Annotated in this window: 12 protein-coding genes; 7 read left to right on the top strand and 5 right to left on the bottom strand. The window is 43.7% G+C overall.

The genetic code is table 11. The annotated features are described in order from the left end of the window. Positions 1–144 precede the first annotated feature (144 nt). Entirely contained in the window at positions 145–8187 is an 8043-nt protein-coding gene (locus tag MHH93_RS19245) for an immunoglobulin-like domain-containing protein (protein WP_500055319.1), read from the top strand. Positions 8188–8280: 93 nt separating this feature from the next. Here MHH93_RS19245 and MHH93_RS19240 read toward each other — a convergent pair whose 3' ends face one another. Both MHH93_RS19240 and MHH93_RS19235 read right to left on the bottom strand, forming a co-directional pair. Continuing rightward, positions 8281–9219 carry an FAD:protein FMN transferase gene (locus tag MHH93_RS19240; protein WP_500055318.1) on the bottom strand — a complete coding sequence of 313 codons (939 nt, stop codon included), beginning with the start codon at positions 9217–9219 and terminating at the stop codon, positions 8281–8283. A gap of 9 nt (positions 9220–9228) precedes the next feature. Further along, positions 9229–10158 (bottom strand): LysR family transcriptional regulator substrate-binding protein, encoded by a 930-nt coding sequence (locus MHH93_RS19235; protein ID WP_500055317.1) that lies wholly within the window; start codon positions 10156–10158, stop codon positions 9229–9231. Between the two features lie 180 nt (positions 10159–10338). On the opposite strand from MHH93_RS19235, the gene MHH93_RS19230 reads away from it, so the two are divergent. The 5 genes from MHH93_RS19230 (at position 10339) to MHH93_RS19210 (ending at position 16627) form a co-directional block, all read left to right on the top strand. After that, positions 10339–10953, top strand: a complete 615-nt coding sequence (locus MHH93_RS19230) for an NADPH-dependent FMN reductase (RefSeq protein ID WP_500055316.1) — start codon at positions 10339–10341, stop codon at positions 10951–10953. 13 nt (positions 10954–10966) lie between these two features. Next, positions 10967–13408 (top strand): flavocytochrome c, encoded by a 2442-nt coding sequence (locus tag MHH93_RS19225; protein ID WP_500055315.1) that lies wholly within the window; start codon positions 10967–10969, stop codon positions 13406–13408. 293 nt (positions 13409–13701) lie between these two features. Continuing rightward, positions 13702–14511, top strand: coding sequence for an alpha/beta hydrolase (locus tag MHH93_RS19220; protein WP_500055314.1), 810 nt, complete (start codon positions 13702–13704; stop codon positions 14509–14511). A 47-nt stretch (positions 14512–14558) separates the two neighbouring features. Continuing rightward, on the top strand, positions 14559–15086 hold the full coding sequence (locus MHH93_RS19215; protein ID WP_500055313.1) for a MarR family winged helix-turn-helix transcriptional regulator: 528 nt from the start codon (positions 14559–14561) through the stop codon (positions 15084–15086). Positions 15087–15277: 191 nt separating this feature from the next. Next, positions 15278–16627 (top strand): FAD-binding oxidoreductase, encoded by a 1350-nt coding sequence (locus MHH93_RS19210; RefSeq protein WP_500055312.1) that lies wholly within the window; start codon positions 15278–15280, stop codon positions 16625–16627. A gap of 128 nt (positions 16628–16755) precedes the next feature. On the opposite strand, the gene MHH93_RS19205 is transcribed toward MHH93_RS19210, so the two are convergent. From MHH93_RS19205 to MHH93_RS19195, 3 genes are all read right to left on the bottom strand, one after another. Then, positions 16756–17052 carry a putative quinol monooxygenase gene (locus MHH93_RS19205; RefSeq protein ID WP_500055311.1) on the bottom strand — a complete coding sequence of 99 codons (297 nt, stop codon included), beginning with the start codon at positions 17050–17052 and terminating at the stop codon, positions 16756–16758. Between the two features lie 98 nt (positions 17053–17150). Further along, positions 17151–17801 carry a nitroreductase family protein gene (locus MHH93_RS19200; RefSeq protein WP_076209073.1) on the bottom strand — a complete coding sequence of 217 codons (651 nt, stop codon included), beginning with the start codon at positions 17799–17801 and terminating at the stop codon, positions 17151–17153. A 26-nt stretch (positions 17802–17827) separates the two neighbouring features. Then, complete coding sequence (locus MHH93_RS19195) at positions 17828–18247, bottom strand: MarR family winged helix-turn-helix transcriptional regulator (RefSeq protein WP_145319488.1); 420 nt, start codon at positions 18245–18247, stop codon at positions 17828–17830. 391 nt (positions 18248–18638) lie between these two features. Here MHH93_RS19195 and MHH93_RS19190 point away from each other — a divergent pair, with 391 nt between their 5' ends. Then, entirely contained in the window at positions 18639–20693 is a 2055-nt protein-coding gene (locus MHH93_RS19190; RefSeq protein ID WP_500055310.1) for an AraC family transcriptional regulator, read from the top strand. Positions 20694–20700: the final 7 nt, after the last annotated feature.

Raw genomic sequence — 20700 nt, 5'->3', positions numbered from 1 at the left:
TCGTTGAAGACGTAATATGAGAAGAAATGTAAGCGCATTCATTTTTTTGGGGGGGAATCTCTATCTCTTTGAGCGAGGTGGTCTTGGTTTAAAGGTGAGCGATGGGTTGTATGCATCTGAATATTAAACGAAGGGGAGAATGCTATGCGAAAGCGGATTTCAATCATAATGTTAGCTTTACTTTTGACCTTCAGTAGCTGTTTGGATCTTGTTCTGCCATTTAACAATCAAGCTTCAGCGGACCCCATAACAGTAACGATGTTGGCACATTATCCATTGCTTGAGGATGTGCAGGATACATCCGGTCATGGCAAACATGGAACGGCTATAGGCAACATTACGTATGCTGATGGTCTTACTTTACCTGGCGGAACAGATAGTACTACGAACTACGTGCAGCTTCCTACTGGATTGTTTGATCATCAAGAAAATACAACGATTTCTGTATGGATCAAGAGTAACACGGGGAGCGGGAACTACTCCGCATTATTCTACGGTACGCCAGCAGCTGAAAATAAATTGCCAACGAATTACTGGATGTTTAATCCATCGAATCCAAGTGGTGATTATAAGTCCGTATTTACGGATCGCAATAATATTGACCAGCCTTGGACGACAGAGGTAGGAGTATCAGGCACTTCTACGTCACAGTACGAAGGTCAATGGGTTCATTATACGACGGTCATTACAGAACGCTCTATTACAGGTTACATTAACGGTGTAAGTATCGGCACGGCCGCGAAAGAGAAAACAACAGCAAGTTTTGGTACGGATTTGCAAGCTTACATCGGTCGCTCCAATTATCTAGGGGATGCTACTTTTGCAGGTAGTTTTCAAGATTTAAGAATTTACGGAGAGGCATTAAGTAGTGAATATATCGCTGAAGTATATGAACAATCATTTAATGAAAAGCAAGTGCAACAAGGCAAATTAGAGCTAACGTTAGGTGATGTATCTGCCGTGACAGAATCTCTTGAACTTCCTTCTGCCAATAAGTATGGCGCATGGATATCATGGACTTCCAGTGATGAAAGTGCGATTAGTGCAACTGGGGAAGTGACTTTACGAGAAATGGAGCAACAAGTGACGTTAACTGCAACCATTTCTTTAGGTGGAAGCCAGACAACGAAGGAGTTCGTGGTTACCTTACTACCTAAAGGTGATACTGTGGAGCAGATTGCCGTTAAGGAGGTTTCGCTTAATGAGTCTACACTTCGTTTATCCGTGGGGAACAGCGAGACATTAGTGGCTACGATCTCACCTTCAAATGCAACCAATAAAAGAGTCATCTGGACATCTAGTGATTCCAGTGTAGTGGTTGTCAATTCAACGGGTAAAGTTACAGCGGTTAGTGAGGGTAATGCCACAATTATGGTACAGACTGAAGATGGAGAGTTTACAGCTACATCAGCCGTTACCGTTAAGGGAAAATCACTCAAAGATGATCTTATTCTTCATTACAACATGAAAATGACCGAAGAAGTAGACGGCCAACTTGTAATAAAGGATGTTGCCAACAAGGCAGTTACATTTGATGGAATATTTAAAAATCCAAACCATGGACAATTCATTTCAAATAGTGAAGTTGGTTTTATTTCCTTCAATGGTGGAAGTTCTACATCGAATAGCGGATATGTTGAGATCCCTAAGGGCTCCAATGGACTAGATTTATTACAAGGTCTGAATGAAATAACCGTATCTTCCATCGTGAACTGGACGAATGATGGTACGAATCGCTGGATTTTCGGTCTGGGTACGGTGTTAACACCGGAAACGAATAAATATTTTTTTGTAACCCCACGTCACGGTAGTGGATCAGGTAATATGATCGCTACAGGTATCTCCAAAAATGGCTGGCCGAACGAAGCATTAGTTACAGGTAGCGCAAACTCCAACCTGATCGGTGGACAGTGGAAGCATGTAACGGTGTCTTTCTCCGAAGCCAGCAACAAGATGATATTATTCGTGGATGGAGTTAAGGTTGCTTCAGGTAATACGAAGGGACTAAAGCTGTCAGATATTATTAATCCAGATGCTACGTTCACTGGTTTTATCGGCAAGTCCATCTTCGCGAACGATCCATACCTTCAAGGTAGCGTGGCTGATTTCCAAGTATATGATCGTGCGTTGACGGAGCAGGAAATGGGCGAGTTATATCAACAAGAAGCAGCAACTCACATCTCCAAAATACGTCAGCTTACTGTTGATGATGCAGCGAATCAACTTCGCATAGATCGTTACTTAGACGAAGCAGATCAGAGTGCTGACAAGATAACGAAAAACCTTACCTTACCGACAATCGGTAAAAACGGCGTAAACATCACTTGGAGTTCCAGTCATCCTACGGTCATTTCTAACAGTGGTACTGTACAACGTCCTGCTGTTCAAGCAGGTAATGTTCAGGCAGAGCTTACGGCTACTTTAACGTATCAAGGCGTATCTAGAGCGGCTGTATTCCCGGTTACGATCTTGAAGCAATTCGATGATCAGCAGAAGGTTGATCTGGACGCTGAACAATTAGAGATCTACAATGCGGACAATGTTAAAGGGAACTTACGTCTTGTCACTACAGGTGAACAAGGCTCCACCATTACATGGACATCCAGCAGGCCGGCGGTTGTTAAAGGAACGGCTGAAGCGGCTGGTAACGCTACACAATTAGGCTGGGTGAGCCGTCAAACTACGGATATACCCGTTACGTTAATCGCTACTGTTACGAATGGTACAGCTTCGAAAGAGCTAACGTTTAACGTTTCAATTAAAAAAGCAGCTGCGCCAGTAAAGCCTAATGCGTACTTCTTTGCGTACTTTACAGGTGAATATGAGGGTGGTGAAGAGATCTCCTTCGCTACAGCGGAAGATCCATTGTTCTGGAAAGCGCTGAATAATGGGAAGTCGATCCTGCAATCGAATATGGGGGAAAAGGGACTTCGTGATCCATTCGTTATTCGGTCAGCAGAAGGTGATAAATTCTATATGCTGGCAACCGATTTGAAAATGGGCGAAAGTACAAATTTTGACCAGGCTCAAATTACGGGTAGTCATTACATGATGGTTTGGGAGTCAGAGGATCTCGTGAACTGGAGCGAGCAGCGAATGATCAAGGTTGCTCCCAAGACGGGAGGAAATACGTGGGCGCCAGAAGCGATCTATGATCCGGTAACTGGAGAGTATATTGTATTCTGGGCATCATCGATGAAAAACACAGAGACATATGGTGATTATAACGGAAGGCCTGAAGGTCAGTACAATGTGATGTACTACTCAACAACAAGAGACTTTTACACTTTTTCAGAGCCAAAGGTCATGATTGATGAGTCACTTCCAACCATTGATACAACGTTTATTGAGCATAATCAGATGTTGTACCGATTCACCAAATCAGAAGTGAATACCAAAGTGTATGTGGAGAAAGCACCAAATTTCTACTATGACAAGGATGGTATTGCTGCAAATGGCCTTCAATACGACGCAGTTGCGGGTACACGTGATCATAAACTTGGCTTGATCGGAAAAAATGGAAACAATGAAGGACAAACGATATTTAAGGATATTCATGAGGACAAATGGTATCTGTTCCTTGATTCATGGCCATATCATGTACGATATACAACAGATTTGGACAGTAGCACGCAATATATAAACAATGTGTTAAGTAGTGATCAATATGCACTTCCGCCGGGACCACGACACGGGACGGTAATTCCAATTTCACGTGCGGAGTATGATGCTTTGCAAGAGAAGTATGCATGGAAAGGTCCAGCACCATCAGCAGACCCGGTTGTACATTACTCATTTGATGCAAATACAGTGAATGGTACAACGTTGAATGACATTTCTGGTAATGGCCATCACGCAACACTCGTAGGTGGAGCAACGGTTAATGAAGAGGATCGTATCGGTAAAACGGGTGGTGCACTAGAGCTTAATGGATCAACAGGATATGTGAAGCTGCCAGATCACTTGATTCAATCCTTGAATCTGGAAAAGGCTACGTTCTCAACATGGATTCAAATGGATAAAAATCAAGCCAATCAAAGGATATTTGATTTTGCTTCCGAAACAGGCAGACAGGTTAATCGCAACACCATGTATTTGAGTACACAAGGGGATACAGGTAGTCTGGAGTTTGCTGTCGTAACCCCTTTTACAGAGAAATTTAGCAATGACAGCACAAAACTCGGATCAGATTATAAATATGCAGTGAGAAATGCTGGACTATTACCAACGAAGACATGGCAGCATGTTGCCATTACAATGGATGGATTTGATGCCGTATTGTATGTGAATGGTCAAGAGGTTAAGCGTAGCTCGACATTTAACGTGGAGCCGAGAATGTTACTGGAAACAACGATGAATTATATTGGTAAATCGAGAAACAGCTCTCATAGTCTATTTGATGGTAAATTGGATGATTTCCGTATTTATAATCGTGCATTATCCGTTGAAGAGATTGCAACTTTAGCTAATGAAGACGTTACTCCTCCAGTAGAGCAGCCATCTGGGGCAGAACTCATTCTCCACTACGATATGAATGATATCGAGGGTGCGAAGGTTATTGATCAGACAGGAAACTTTAACGGAAAATGGATGAATCTGTCTAAAGCAGAGTGGATTCGTACACAAGATGCGGGTGTACTAAGCTTCACTGGGGGCACAACTAACTCCTATGTAGAGCTGCCACAAGGAGTTCTCGATGGATTAACGGATATCACCGTTTCATCCATTGTGAACTGGAGCGGTAAAAACGCTGCGGAGTGGTTATATGCATTAGGAAGACCGAACAATAATACGCACTATACGTATTTCACACCACGTTATAATGCTAATGGTCTAGCCCGGTTGGGTATCGCGACGAATGCCTGGAATAATGAGTCTTCAGCTTCGACCACGGGCTTAAATAATAATGAATGGAAAGTCGTTACGACGGTTGTTTCAGGCACGGATGGTACACTAACACTTTATATTGATGGTGTTGCTGTTGCATCAGGATCAACGAATGGTATGACGTTAGAACAAATAAAAAATATCTCAGGCAGTAGTGGAACCATTGGGAAGTCATTCTATACAGCTGATCCATACTTCGGCGGGTTGATTGCAGACTTCCAAATCTATGATGGTGCGATGACTGCTGCGGATATTACATCACTTAAGGCTCAGGCAGATCAGAAGATTGCTTTGCTGGAGGGCATGCTTGTATCGGCTGCGACAGAGAAATTAACGATTGATGATCTCCTTGCCTCGAATACATCCAAAGATGAGATTATAAGCAATGTAACCTTGCCAACATCAGGTGCGTATGGCACAACAATAAGCTGGACTTCGGATAAGGGGAATGTAATCTCAACTACAGGTGCCGTAACTAGACCAGCTAACGCAACGGGCGATCAAGTTGTAACCCTAACAGCGGAATTTACAGATGGTACAGAGACCGTTAACAAAACCTTTACGTTGATGGTTAAGGCATTGCCGAGCGATGCCGCTTCTGTAGATGAAGCAAAAGCAGCGCTAGTCGTTCATAACATTACGGATGTGAGAGGTCATATATCATTACCGGCATCCGGGTTATATGGAACAACGATTACTTGGGCTTCTGCTCAACCAAACGTCGTTTCAGTGACTGGTGAAGTACAACGTCCGTCGCACGGTAGTGGAGATATAGACGTGAAGCTTACAGCTAGGATTACTTTAAATTCAGCATCCACTACAAAGGAATTTATGGCGAAGGTCAAGGAACGGCCTGCTGCTGAAAATTATGCGGGATACTTCTTCACCTATTTCACTGGAGAAGGTACTTCAACAGGCGAGCAAGTTCACTTTGCACTAAGTAACGGTAATGATCCGTTGAACTGGCGAGAATTGAATAATGGTAAACCTGTATTGACCTCTACCTTAGGGGAGAAGGGAGTACGTGATCCATTCATTATCCGTTCGCCTGAAGGTGACAAGTTCTACATGATCGCTACGGATCTGAAAATTAACGGCAATGGTGACTGGGGCAAAGCGCAAACATGGGGCAGTCGTTCCATTATGGTGTGGGAATCGAATGATCTGGTCAACTGGACAGATCAACGCATGGTAGAGGTTGCACCGGAAGAAGCGGGTAATACATGGGCACCAGAAATTATGTACGATAAAACAACGGGTGAATATATCGTATTTTGGGCATCAAGAATGTTCGATGATGCATCCCATACAGGCAGTGCATATCAAAAAATGATGTATAGCAAGACAAGAGATTTCTATACGTTTACTGAACCGCAAGTATATTTGGATTATGGATATTCCATCATTGACACCACGATGATTGAACACGATGGAAAAGTGTATCGTTTTACGAAGGATGAACGAGACAACGGAGCTGCTGCTCCATTTGGCAAGATGATTTTTCAGGAGATGGGTGACTCGATCTTAGATCCAGCCTTCAAGTTGATTAATCAAGGTGTGGGTAACATGAAATGGGTTGAGGGTCCAACGATCTTCAAATCAAATACAGAAGAAAAATGGTATTTATTCGTAGATGAGTTTGGTGGAAGGGGGTATGTTCCATTCGAGACCACCAATCTGGCATCAGGTGACTGGACATTATCTTCTAACTATAACTTACCCGCTAGTCCGCGTCACGGAACGGTAATTCCCATTACACAGCGTGAGTATGATGCACTTAGTGGGAAGAACGTACCTGTTAGCGGAATTAGCTTGGACCAAACGACGTTGTCCATCGTAGAAGGTCAATCAGGGCAATTGACAGCTACCGTATTACCAGGTAATGCAACGAAAAAAGCAGTAACATGGAGCTCCAGCAACCGAGCTGTAGCCACTGTAAGTACGACAGGTCAAGTAACAGCTGTGGCAGCAGGAACAGCAAGCATTACCGTAACTACAGTAGACGGTGGGTTTTCATCCAGCGCTGCAGTAACAGTAACACCACTGATTGATGGGACACCAGAAGCACCAAGCAGTGGTGATGGAAATGGTGGCGGTAATATCCCTGCACCTGCAGTACCGCAAGCTACAGGTGGAAGTGAGCCAGTGGTTATGGACAACGGTCAAATAAACATTAAGCCAGTCACAAGTGAGAGAGGTGCTTCTAACGTGAAGTTAAGTGCAGATACGGTGAAGCGTGCGCTTGATCTAACAACAGGCGGTAAGCTACAGGTGCGAGTCGAAGGTGATCAAAGCTGGAACGGGCTAACGATTGAGCTAGCAGTAGATGTGCGCTTAACAAATGGAATGTCTACGGTAGATCGCATCGAGATCAACACAGGCTCTGCAGTTGTAACCGTGGCAACCGAAATGCTTGGAACAGGAACAAGCGCAGGGAAAACCTTAGGATTGTCGATTAAGAAATTAACAGCTAATCAATTGTCAGCTAGTGCACAAGCTGGGCTAACCGATGCGGTCGTATACGATATCGAGTTAACGCTTGATGGTAAGAAGCTTACAGCGTTTGATGGTAGAAATGATCTCGTGATTGCATTGCCATACACCTTAAAAGCTGCCGAAAATCCAAACAATGTCATCGTATACGATGTGAAGGACAACGGAGAGCTACGAGTGGTGACGAATGGTAAATACAATGCAGTGACAGGAAAAGTAGAGTTCAAGCCAACGTATGCAAGCAAGTATACGGTAGCTTATGTTGCAACGAGCTTTAAGGATGTGACCCAAGACTGGGCGAAGGATGCGATCTCGGGATTGGGAGCAAGAGGCATTGTGAAGGGTGTAGGCGACGGCGAGTTTAATCCGAAGGGTCAAGTGACGAGAGCAGAATTCATCACCATGCTGATGAAAATGTTGGAGCTATCGGATGAGAGCGCAACGACAAGTTTTAGTGATGTGAAGCAAGGAGAATGGTACCATGGAAATATCGCAACCGCGCAGAAACTGGGGATTGTGAACGGGAAACCAGATGGAACATTCGGAGTTCATGAGAACATTACGCGAGAAGATATGGCCGTTATGGTATACAAGGCGATCCAAAGGAAGCAACTAGCGTTACCAAGTGGTGAAACTACTGCTTTTAAGGATGAAGCAAGCATCGCAAACTATGCAAAGCAAGCGGTAGAGACAATACGGGGAGCAGGCATCATAAACGGTGTAGGTAACGATGAGTTTGCACCGAAGAAGAATGCCAGCCGTGCAGAAGCAGCAGTGATGATCTATAAACTGTTGGGTCTGATGTAGACACGTAAGGAATAACAAAGCGAAAAACGTTACCACTTCTTGTGGTAGCGTTTTTTTTGCATACCTTTACCTAGCGTCAACAATCTCATCATTTTACCCTGATATCGGATGGATTCTTCCCCTAAGATTGTCGGTGTAGGCCAGGTCACCCTCAGTAGTAATGACGGCAGCCTCGATATGTTTCATTTGATTCACTTTATTAATAATGGAAAGCGCATCTAACCCGAATAATTCTGTTGTATAGATGTCACAGTCCAGCGATCTGTCCGCAATAATCGTTAACGAAGCAATGTTACTTTCGATGGGATATCCTGTTTTACTACTGAATATATGATGGTACTGCGTTCCTTCCTTCTCTAAAACTCGCTCATATATGCCGGAGGTAACGACGGATTGTTCCCTGATGCTAACGAGTGCAGCTGCATTGCCTCGGGGTAAAAAGGGGTGCTGTATTCCCACGTTCCAGTGACTAGACCCTGAAGGTGAATCGCCATGAACGAGAACATTTCCGCCCATATCAACCATAGCTGAGCCAGCTCCATTTTCTTTTAAAAAAGCCATGACTTGATCAGCAAAATAACCTTTGGCGATAGCTCCAAGGTCGATCTCCATGCCTTTTTTTAATAAATGCACGGTTTGCTGCTCATCATTAAGCTGTATATGTACAGGATTCAAGAGCTCCAGAACCTTCTTAATCTCTGTATCTTCTGGTACTTGTGCCTCGCGGAACCCAATTCTCCACAATTTAATCAAAGGGCCTATCGCAATATTCAAAAAAGAATCTTCGTTCATACTGTGTTCTTTGCCTATTTTGATGAGATCATACAGATCCTTGTCTACTTTGAGCGGATGTGATGCGGCTTCTTTTTTTAGCATGGCAAGCTGTGAGTGATCACTGTTGGCACTAAAGACTTTCTCATAACGGACAAGCATATTCACGGCTTCCTCGGCAAGCTTTTCAGCATCTGTCCCCTCGATATAGAGGGATATGTTAGTTCCCATAAGAGGGATCGTTTTCGTAAAAGTGTTCATGATATCCTCCTACACTGCACATTGTTGTCCATGATTCAGAAAAGTATGGATAAGGTCATGATCAACGCTAGTCAGCTTTCGTTCTCCATGATGAGCTATAAAATAATCCAAACTGATCTTATCGATCGGAAGGGGATAGATGTTGTATTCCGAGGCGCGCTCCTCGATATGCACACTTTCAGGTACAATGGTCACGCCCATATTATGTTTTGCAAGGTTTAATACCGTGCGGATCTCATTACTTTCCATTACGATGTTGGGTTGTATCTTGTACACACTAAGTAATTGATCAATCTGTTTCCGGATTGCAGAGCCTTTGGATGTCAGAATGAGTTTTTGATTCAAAATGGTACTGATATCAAAAGTTCCCTCCGGAATCACTGCAATATCCTCCTGATATAATTCACAGCAACGCGGAATAACAGCTCGGTAACTGTGCCTGCCCCAGCTAACGGCGTTCAAGTTTGGGAATATACTATTCGAATTTTGACCAATCCAGAAGTCCAACTCATTATTTTGGAGGCGTTTCTCGTTTTTCTCCGGTAGATCCTCAACAAGGTTTATTGTACAGGCAGGATGAAGATCCAAAAAAGAAGGTAAAAAAAGGGGTGTTAAATAAGAACCAAGGCTGGCAAGAATCCCGATTCGTAACACCTTATTGCCGGCATCCGATACATAGGAGATCTCCCTAAGAAGCTTGGCGTAGCTGTTTTCGAGTGAAGTTAAATACTGATAATATATTTTTCCTTGCTCGGTTAATCGATATGGTAGCTTGTTACGACTGATCAGCTCACAGTTCAACTGACTTTCGACTTTTTGGATCACCTTCGTGAGGTAGGGCTGAGAAATGTAAAGAGATTGGGCAGCCCTGTTATAGTTACTGTATTTCAAGAGGCTGTCGATGTAACATAAGATATCCTGCGATTCTAGTTTAGACATGTCCCTCACCCTTTGTGAAAAAAATAACAAACTTTAAATTTGAGCTGATTATAACAAATTGGTTATCAAACTGCAATGAATAACTATTAGATCAATCTTCCATTCATATGTTAGAGTTATGCCGAAAGAACGAGTCTGACATGTACGAATATCATTTCGAATAACAGAAGGGGGATTACGATGAATTATTTAGCTATTGTGGGCACGAATTCGGATGTATCAACGAACCGCATGCTGCTTCAATTTATGCAAAAGCATTTCTCGAGCGAGGCGAAGATTGATTTATACGAAATCAAGGATTTGCCTGCATTTATTGAAAAAGATGACATAGAGGAAGCCAATGTGGATATCCCTGATAAGGTGAAAGACCTATCCGATCGAATTGCCGGAGCCCATGGCGTGATTATCGCCACCCCGGAATATGATCATGCCATCCCTGCCGTTCTGAAAAGTGCGCTGGAATGGATTAGTTATACGACGCAATCCTTGATTAATAAACCTGTTCTAATCGTTGGTGCTTCACACGGTTCACTTGGTTCTTCCAGAGCGCAAGCGCATCTTAAACAAATTCTGGATTCGCCTGAGCTGGGTGCGAGAATGATGCCTAGCAGTGAGTTTCTTCTGGGAAAATCTCAGAGTGCATTTGATACCGGCGGTAAACTTATTAATGCTGCGAAAGTAGCGGAGCTGGAAGAAATCTTCAGCGAGTTTGTTTTGTTTACGGAGATCACCACGGAACTGCTGTCCAAAAGGACGTTGAAGAGAAAAACGAAAAAATTTTCCTGGCAAGAGTAGGGGGCTAATCATAATGAAAATCATAGCGATCGTGGGTACAAATGCTAAGAAATCGTACAATCGGAAGCTGCTCCAATTCATGAAAGGACATTTTGAATCCAGAGCAACCATTGAAATCCTTGAAATTACAGATGTTCCGATGTTTAATCAATCCGATAACCAAACGAACAGTGAAATCATACAAACGTTTAATGAAAAAATTAGTGCAAGTGATGGTGTCATTATTGCGACTCCCGAATATAACCATTCCATTCCTTCATCGCTTAAAAGCATTCTTGAATGGTTGAGCTTTGAAATCCATCCGCTGGCTGGCAAACCCGTGATGATCATAGGTGCGTCACAGGGAACACAAGGTTCTTCGCGTGCACAGCTACATCTTCGTCAGATCCTGGATGCACCAGGTGTTGAAGCTAATGTGATGCCAGGATATGAGTTTTTGCTTGGCAGTGCACATCAAGCATTTGACGAATCAGGTAATCTGAACAGTGAAGGAACAATTGATTTCCTGGAGGTATGTTTCCTGCGATTCCTTCGTTTTGCGAAAATCTCTAATCAGCTTAATGAAGAAGAGGAGTTCACCTATAAACCGGGTGTATATGAGGTTAATGCCATAGGTCATAGTGGAAATCTTCCGATGAAAGTATCCTTTAGTGAAAATCGAATCGAGAGTATCGATATCGATGCCAAGGGGGAAACCGAAGGGATCGCCGATGTTGTTTTTGTAAGAATTCCGAATAAAATCATCGAGGGACAGACGCTCAATGTGGATGCACTCTCAGGTGCTTCTGAAACCAGTAACGCTGTCATAGGCGGTGTAGCCAAGGCGGTTAAGCTTGCCGGAGTTAACCCGGACATTCTGAAAAGACGTGCAAAACCTGCCAGTAGCCAGTCGAAGGACGACGAAGAGTACACTTGTGATGTGGTCGTTGTAGGTGGCGGTGGTGCAGGACTCAGCGCTGCTGCTACGGCTTTACAACAGGGAGCGAGTGCAATTGTTCTTGAAAAATATCCTGCAGTTGGGGGGAACACGATCCGTTCAGGTGGTCCTGTCAATGCAGCAGATCCAATGTGGCAACAACAGTTTAGTGAGAACCCAGGAGAAAGACAGACGATTGAGAATCTATTAAGTACCGATGAGAGCTTGATTCATCCGGAATATATTGATGATTTCCATGCACTACAAGAAGAGTTCGCAGCGTATCAGGACAAGTTCGGAACAGAAAAAGCGTATCTATTCGACTCCCCATTGCTGCACAGAATGCAAACGTATTTCGGGGGGAAACGTACCGACCTGAATGGCAACATGATCTATGGACAATACGATCTGGTCAAAGTACTTACAGACCGTGCCTTGGAAAGTGTGACGTGGCTGGAGGAGATCGGTGTTGAATATGATAAGAGCATCGTATTTGCTCCGGTTGGAGCCTTATGGCGCCGTGGTCATAAACCTGTCAAAAGTTATGGATCTGCCTTTATCATTGCACTGAGCAAATATGTAGAAGAGAATTCCGGTAAAATTATTACAGATAGTCCGGTCAAACAACTGATTATCGAAGATGGGAAAATCGCAGGTGTTATCGCAACGGGTGTCAATGGTCAGAAGATCACTGTTCATGCCAAAGCGGTTGTGCTTGCCAGCGGCGGTTTTGGTGCAAATACACAGATGCTCAAGGAATATAACACCTACTGGAGTCATATTGAGGATGATATCAAAACAACGAATTCTTACGCGATGACAGGTGATGGAATATCGCTCGGCAAGAGCGCAGGAGCCGCACTGACTGGCATGGGCTTCACTCAAATGATGCCTGTAGCGGACCCGGAAACGGGCGAACTCTTCAGTGGACTACAAGTTCCTCCTGAAAACTTTGTGATTGTTAACAAAAAGGGAGAACGGTTCGTTAACGAATTCTCTGGCCGAGATGTCTTAACCAAAGCGGCTATTGAGCAAGGAAGTTTATTTTACCTCATCGCTGATGATGAGATTAAGAAAACCGCAGCGAACACGAGCCAGGAAAAGATAGATCGCCAAGTCGAAGCCGGTACTCTGTTTAGAGCGGATACGATCGAAGAGCTGGCAATAAAAATCAAGATGGACCCTGAAACTCTTAGAACTACGGTTGATAAGTATAACTCTTATGTGGATGCGGGCTTTGATCCGGAGTTCCATAAGGATACGTTTAGTTTAAAAGTCGAGAAGGCTCCATTTTACGCTACGCCTAGAAAACCTGCGGTTCATCATACAATGGGTGGTATCAAGATCGACACCCAAACCCGTGTTTTAGATGAAAACGGTCAGCCGATTGCACATTTGTATGCCGCTGGTGAAGTAGCAGGAGGTATACATGCAGGTAACCGTTTGGGTGGTAATGCTTTGACAGATATCTTTACGTTTGGACGTATCGCTGGTAAAACGGCTGTTGATGAGATGAATGATGCAGAGAATATAAAATAAGAAATATAGATCATTCATGACCATGTAAAGCTGTAAATCTAAATAACCCGGTAAACACAAGGATATCCTAGTGTTTGTCGGGTTATTTCTAATTCAAAGAATGTGTTTTTGGGAACTAATCTGAAAGCGCTTCATTTTTTGTGTAGACAAGAGAACATACCAGATGATATATTGTTTCTGTAAGAAACAATATTATTTTTATTGAGAACTATATTATACGTGTCCATGGTAGGGGCGGAGGTAATGATCTCTGGGAACTTAAGCTTGGACACCACCAAAAGGACGGGGAAACGATGACTAAAATTGAAACAACAATCAAATCCTTTGACGGTACACAGCTTTATTTCAGCAAGGATACAGTTGAAAATGCAAAAGCCTCTGTCGTTATTGTACACGGACTCGCTGAGCATGCAGGGCGCTACGATTATGTGACAGAAAAGCTGAGCCAGCGTGGGTTTAACGTATATCGGTTTGACCATCGCGGTCATGCCAGATCCGAAGGACAGCGTACGTTCTACAGTGATTTCCACCAGATTATAGAGGATGTCAACGTTGTGGTAGAGACTGCGTTGCAAGAGAGTGGCGATCTTCCGCTTTTTGTCATCGGACATAGCATGGGCGGCTTCGCAACCTCGTCCTTTGGAACGAAATATCCAGGCAAGGTCAAAGGCATCGTATTATCCGGAGCGCTCACTCGTTACAATACAAAAGTTGCGGGAGAATTGCCGATGGATCTGCCTACAGGCACGTATTTCCCGAATGAGCTGGGCAATGGCGTATGCAGTGATCCCGATGTTGTATCCGCTTACGCAAATGACCCACTAGTTGAAAAGCAAATCTCTGTAGATTTGTTTAACAGTCTGGGAAATGGCATAACATGGCTGAAGGAGAACGCTGAGCAGTTTATAGATCCCGTTCTTGTTCTGCATGGGGCGAATGACGGGCTGGTCAGCGAACAGGATTCTCGTGATTTTTACGGAGATATCGCTTCAACCGATAAAACACTCAAAATCTATGCTCATCTGATGCATGAGATATTTAATGAAACGACTCGTGATGATGTTATTGAAGAAGCAATTACATGGATTGAAAAACGAATCTGATTTCAGTAGAGTAAGAGAGAGAATCTGAATGATGAAAGGGATTACCCATGAAATTAGATTGGATGGGCGACCATCGGGAACTGATTGAAAAAATTATCAAATACGGCAATGCGTACTCGAATACCTATAAGTTGCAGCGAAGTTATGGTACAGACATGATGTTCTCGGCTTCACAGATTCAGACGCTGGAATACATTCTGGAAGCCGAGGACAAGGAAGAGAAGATGACGGAAATGGCCGCACGCCTGGGCGTAAGCCGCAGTACATTTTCCAAGAACGTGAAGAATCTGACGGAAAAAGGTTTGCTCGAAAAATTCCATCTAAGCGGTAACCGCAAAGATATTTACGTCAAACCTTCGGCAAAAGGGCGCGAAGTATATGGCAAGTATACCGAATTTGTGCGGGAGCTTTGCTTTGATGAGATTTTCAAGTATGCAGATCAGATTTCAGATGTGGACAAACAAAACTTTATTCGCATTATGGATATGTTTGCCGATGTACTCGTCTGGTATGGTGAAAAGGAACAGGAAGCTCGTAAATTAATCAGAATTGATTCCGATTTGGGCAGCGACTAGTTTCGAGATAAAAGGGATTTTCCTCAAGGCTGTTCTGTGGCCGGAAAGGAAAATTCCTTTTTGCTTGCTCTGAGACACGAACCTTGAAATTAAGGCGCCAGCCCATTCCCTCCGCGAATGTCCGTCATACAGTATAAAGTGCTTGATGCACCAGAGGCTGTGGGACAATTATTCAGCAGGGAGTGGGATGTGTGAAATCATCAACAAAGCTTACCGGACGGGTTATTTATAAAGGAGATCCGGGATATGAAGCGGCACGCAAGAACTGGGACCCGCATACCGACAGATTTCCTAAAGTATTTGTTTTTGCCCAAAAGACGAAAGATGTCTCCAACGCTATCCGTTGGGCTCGTGAGAATGATGTGCCGATCCGGCCGCGGAGCGGCAGACACGCGCTTGAAGTGAACCTTTCACAGGTGAATGGCGGTATCGTGATTGACGTAAGTGATCTGAATTCCATCAAGCTTGATAAAAAAAATGGAACGGTTGTTGTTGGAACAGGAAACCGCGTGGGAAGAATTGCGAATACCCTTGCCAAGCAAGGTTTCATAGCTCCTTTTGGTGATAGCCCTACTGTAGGGATCGGTGGAATTACATTAGGTGGGGGTATTGGTCCTCTCCAACGTACCATTGGTCTCATCAGTGATAACCTGCTTGAGGTAGAGATGGTGGACGCCAAAGGAAAAGTGATTCGGGCCAATAAAAATCGCAATGCAGATCTCTTTTGGGCCTCGCGAGGAGGGGGCGGTGGTAACTTCGGAGTATACACTCGTTACAAATTCAAAGTGCGCCGTGCTCCAGCGAAGGCGACTGTATTTAAAATCACCTGGCCATGGGCTCAATTCGAAAAGGTGCTCAAAGTATGGCAGAAGTGGGCTCCCTCTGTTGATACGAGATTGGGCAGCGAGTTGTCCATCGGACCGAAAAAGGGTGGTAACGTTATGATGGAGGGACTGTTCTTAGGCTCTAAAACAGAGGCCCTCCGATTATTGCAGCCAATGACTAGTGTCGGCACGCCGACGAGTTCCATCGTTCGTTTGTTACCTTACACAGAAGTTGTGAAGTTCTTATTACAACCTGATCCGACCGAGACTCAACGGTATAGCAACCAGTTCTCGTCCGGTTTTGGACAGAAACCATTCCCTGACAAAGCCATCAAATCGATGCGCGCATTTTTGGAGAACTTGGAAGAGGGGCCAGGCGGGTTCTATTTCCTCAACTGGGGCGGAGCGGTAAGTCGCAAATCACCTAGATCAACCGCGTTCTTCTGGCGGAAAGAGAAGTTCTATGTAGAATGGACCAGTACGTGGATCAAACCATCCCATGCTGCTAAAAATATCGCACTCGCTCGTAATACTCGCAAGAAATTGCAACCATACATTGTCGGTTCCTATATCAACGTTCCAGACCAAGGAATCAAAAATTCCGGTCCAGTGTACTATGGAGCCAACTATGCGAGACTGCGGAGAGTCAAAGCCAAGTATGATCCGAAAAATGTGTTTAACAATCCGCAAAGTATCACTCCCGCCCGGATCGTGTAGGCGAGCACCAAGTAATTGTGGATCTGAAGCGAGCGCATTTTCAAAAAGGAAACGAAGAAGCTGCCCTCGGTCATATGACCAAGAGCAGCTTCTTCACATACTAGATACGCATGCCAGCTGTTCTGCTATTATGCTTTAACTTGTTCTCCAGCAAATACTTCAACGTTCATAGGAGCGGCCATAAATGCAGCTGCTTGTTGAACAAAAGCTTGGAAATGCGTGCTTGTGTTATGGGATGCTGTAGCAGCTTCATCTTTCCACAGCTCGATCATCGTGTATTGTTGTTCGTGTTCAGTACTTTTTGCCAGGTCATAGCTGATGTTGCCTTCTTCTTGACGTGTTGCAGCGATCAGTTCTTTCGCAGCTGCGAGGAATGCTTGTTCTTGGTCCGGTTTAATTTGCAAATGAGCGTGAATGATAATCATAATGTGTAACCTCCATATTGTGTTTGTTTGGAATGTGTTAAGAATGTATGCTTATTGACCAATATAACCGTAACTTACAGGGAAAGACGTTCCTGTTATTATGCCCAAGTTGTGATGGTTTCTACTGGCAGACGATAAGAAGGGTGACCCTCTTTCGCTGATTTACCAATAGAGATCAACATCACGGGTTGGTAACGCTCTTTGTCCATGCCGAATGCTTCTGCAATTTGATCTTTCTCATAACCACCGATGGGGTTGGTGTCATAACCATGAGCACGTGCAGCAAGCATCAATTGCATGGAAGCTAGGCCAGCATCGATCAGGTTAACGTCACGAAGATCGGAAGCAGCCATCTTTTCGTAATAAGGCATTACAGTTTTGAGCTGCATATCCTTAATGTCTTGTGGCATGTAACCAAGTTCAACAGCTTTACCAAAAATCTCATCCATATATTCAACGTTGTTCATATCAATGAATACGCCAATAACAGCGGCAGAAGTCAAAACCTGATTTTGATTGAATCTTGCAAGAGGCGCAAGCTTTTCTTTGCCTTCAGCTGTATCTACAACCAGAAAACGCCAAGGTTGCAAATTGATCGAAGATGGTGCTCGGGAAGCTTCTGACAGAATTTCAGTCATTTCTTCACGACTGATTTTTACTTCAGGATCGTATAGCTTAACAGAACGACGACCGTAGGTAATTTCGTTAAAATCATTTGTTTTTTGGAATTTGCTTTGAATTGTACTCATGAATGAATCTCTCCTCTATATATAGGTTAAAAATTGTTCTGCATACGTTCGAGGAAATCAGCGAGCGCTTGAACCTCGTCTTCACTGAAATCCTGCAAAATCTGATTGATAAAATTGGTCTTCTCAGCTTTGTAGCCTTCAATCTGCTTCCGACCGTGGTCCGTCAGACGAACAAAAGTTACCCGATTATCTTCGGGGTTCTTACGTCTTGTAACCATTAGGTCTGCCTCAAGTTGCTTCAGGTGACGTGTAATGGCAGCACTATCTATATTGATCATTTTCTGAAGCATAGACTGGTTAATCTCATCAACCTGATCGAGCTCATGCAGAATCTCAAACCGTGAAGAACTAATGCCAGTACAGCGTTCGAACTTGGGACTGATTTTGTTGCCCAGCACGTTCAGCAGGTTGATAATCTGTTCTTCTTTGGAAACAATACGTGTCATGACTAGACCTCCCGGGTGAATCTGAATCATGAACAACGGCGTATGTTAACCAATAATGAAAGTTGCAGTTTACAATGCCATTGTCTAATGATTATTTGGATGCTCTCGATCATTGATGTATCAATATTTGATGCCTCAATCATTGATGGCTCAATTAATATATCATGGCTTTTAACATTTTGCAACAGGTTCTGAAGAAAAGATGGTGTACCATTTTATCCCGGTGCATAAGCATGTCGTCTGTATAGGATGTCCATCTGCATGAGTTTATATCAATGGGTAGAGTTATTGAGAATTATTATCAATTGATCTATAATAAGAAGACATGACATATCGAGCGAACGTAACAGGCAGCTGTTCATACAACAGCTGAGAAGGTAAGAAGGTGTGTATGGATCGGAGGGTAAGTACTGAAGATATGAATTTGAATGATCACATCAAGCTTTGGAATCATGTTTTTGTCAAAATACTGGATGTACGTCAAAACGCTTTGCATCCTGGCGAGAAGCTGAAGACTTATCAACTACCAGCGAGTGCCTATCTATACATCATCGACGGAAGTGCGCGGATACGTATGGATCAAAACAGTTATATCGTAGATGGATTCCACGTTATTCATGGCGGAAAGCAAGCATACTTAAACATGGAGACGGATTCGGGTGTGGCGTATTATATGATTTTGTACAAAGCCATTCTTGCATTGCCCTGCGGTATGGAGATTCATCATCTAATGGATCATGAACGTCCGTTCCAGGACCAATACGCACTTGTGCCCACCCATCCGCTGGACATGTATCAATGTATGGAGGAATTGAAGCGGGAGTGGGAACAGCCCACCAAACTCGCTAAGCTGCATGCCAAAACTCTATTTCATCAATGGGTATATTCTTTGTTGGAAGACATACATAGACAATCCATTCAACCATGGAAACCGGACACGGTCACACAGGCTATTGATTATATCAATGCTCATCTGCACGAACCCATAGCTCTTAATGTAATGGCAGAAGCATTGGAATGCAGCGTGGGGCACTTGTCCAGATTGTTCAAACAAAAGTTGAACATCAGTCCCATCCAGTATCTAGTACAGATCCGAATGGAGAGGGCTGCACATCTTCTGGTGCACACAGGTGCTACGTTGCAACAGATTGCAGAACAAGTTGGTTATCCAGATGCACATTCACTAAGTCGCAGTTTCAAAAAAATCAAAGGACTATCTCCAATTGGCTACAAAAAAGCTCTAAGCCAACGGTTAAATAAGCCTAAAAAGGCATTGGTAATGAATCAAAAGCAAGATTTGCCCAGTGTGATGCAAGAAAATGCCCTTCATCCACTACATCCCTCTTTATATAATGATATTGATTATCAATATCAATTTTACAAGAATGTTGGAGGGGAATTACTGATGCAAGGAAAATTCAGAATGACAGCTGTAAGCATGTTGCTGTGTCTTACTCTATTACTCGCGGCCTGTTCCAGTCCCGCACCGTCTGCAAGTGGTACGCAAACAGAGACTAACGCGGCTACTACACAATCGGGTAACCAGGCAACGGACCTCGGGAAATCGACTGCACAGTTGGAGACGCGGACCGTCTCTACAATGAGGGGAGATGTGGTAATTCCGGCCAATCCGCAGCGTGTTGCTTCAGATCAATATATGGGGTACCTGCTGAAACTGGGCATTGTACCGGTTGGTGTAAGAACATTTATGCTGAACGAAGGATGGATTGAAAAGTCTGGCATTGCTGCCGATGTTATAGCGGGTATTGAGGATTTGGGAGGAGAGTTCCCAATGAATCTGGAGAAGTTAGTGTCACTTGAGCCGGATCTTATTATCGGTTCCATTGATAAAAATATTGAGGATTACGAAAAAATTGCAACGACTGTCTTTTTACCTTATTGGGAAGGCGATAAAACGTCTGGCCCACTGGAAAAGCTGCGCCGGATTGCTGGTGTTTTTGGAAAAGAAAAGGAAGCAGAACAATGGATCACGACATATGAAGAGAATATCGAAGAGACTAAGAAGCAGATTGATGGTGTAATTAAAGAAGGCGAGACCGTATCTATCATACAAATAGGGTACAAAGCGTTGTATGTACTTGGTGCAGAAGGCGGAAATTATGGTAGTTCCACGATCTATGAGATGCTGGAACTGCCTCCAACTCAGCAAGCACTCGATATGAAGGATGGATTCGAGACAGTTTCCCTTGAAGTGCTGCCTGAGTATATGGGAGATCATATCTTCCTATATGGTTCGGGTAGTGAGGACGCCAAAGAGATCCTGAACAGTGAGGTGTGGAAACGTCTGCCTGCTGTGCAGAAAGGACAAGTCTACGCCTATGGTTCCTTGGATGGCTCAGAGGATGAATTCGTTATGGAAGATCCGTATTCACTGGAATTGCAGCTGGATAGTATAAAAAAATTATTATTGAAAACTGAAAAATAGAATTTAA

Origin of the sequence: Priestia sp. FSL H7-0729 (genome assembly GCF_038005685.1) — a bacterium.
Taxonomy (GTDB): domain Bacteria; phylum Bacillota; class Bacilli; order Paenibacillales; family Paenibacillaceae; genus Paenibacillus.
Note: the sequence above shows the minus strand (reverse complement) of the source record. Positions and strands in the feature narration are given on the sequence as shown.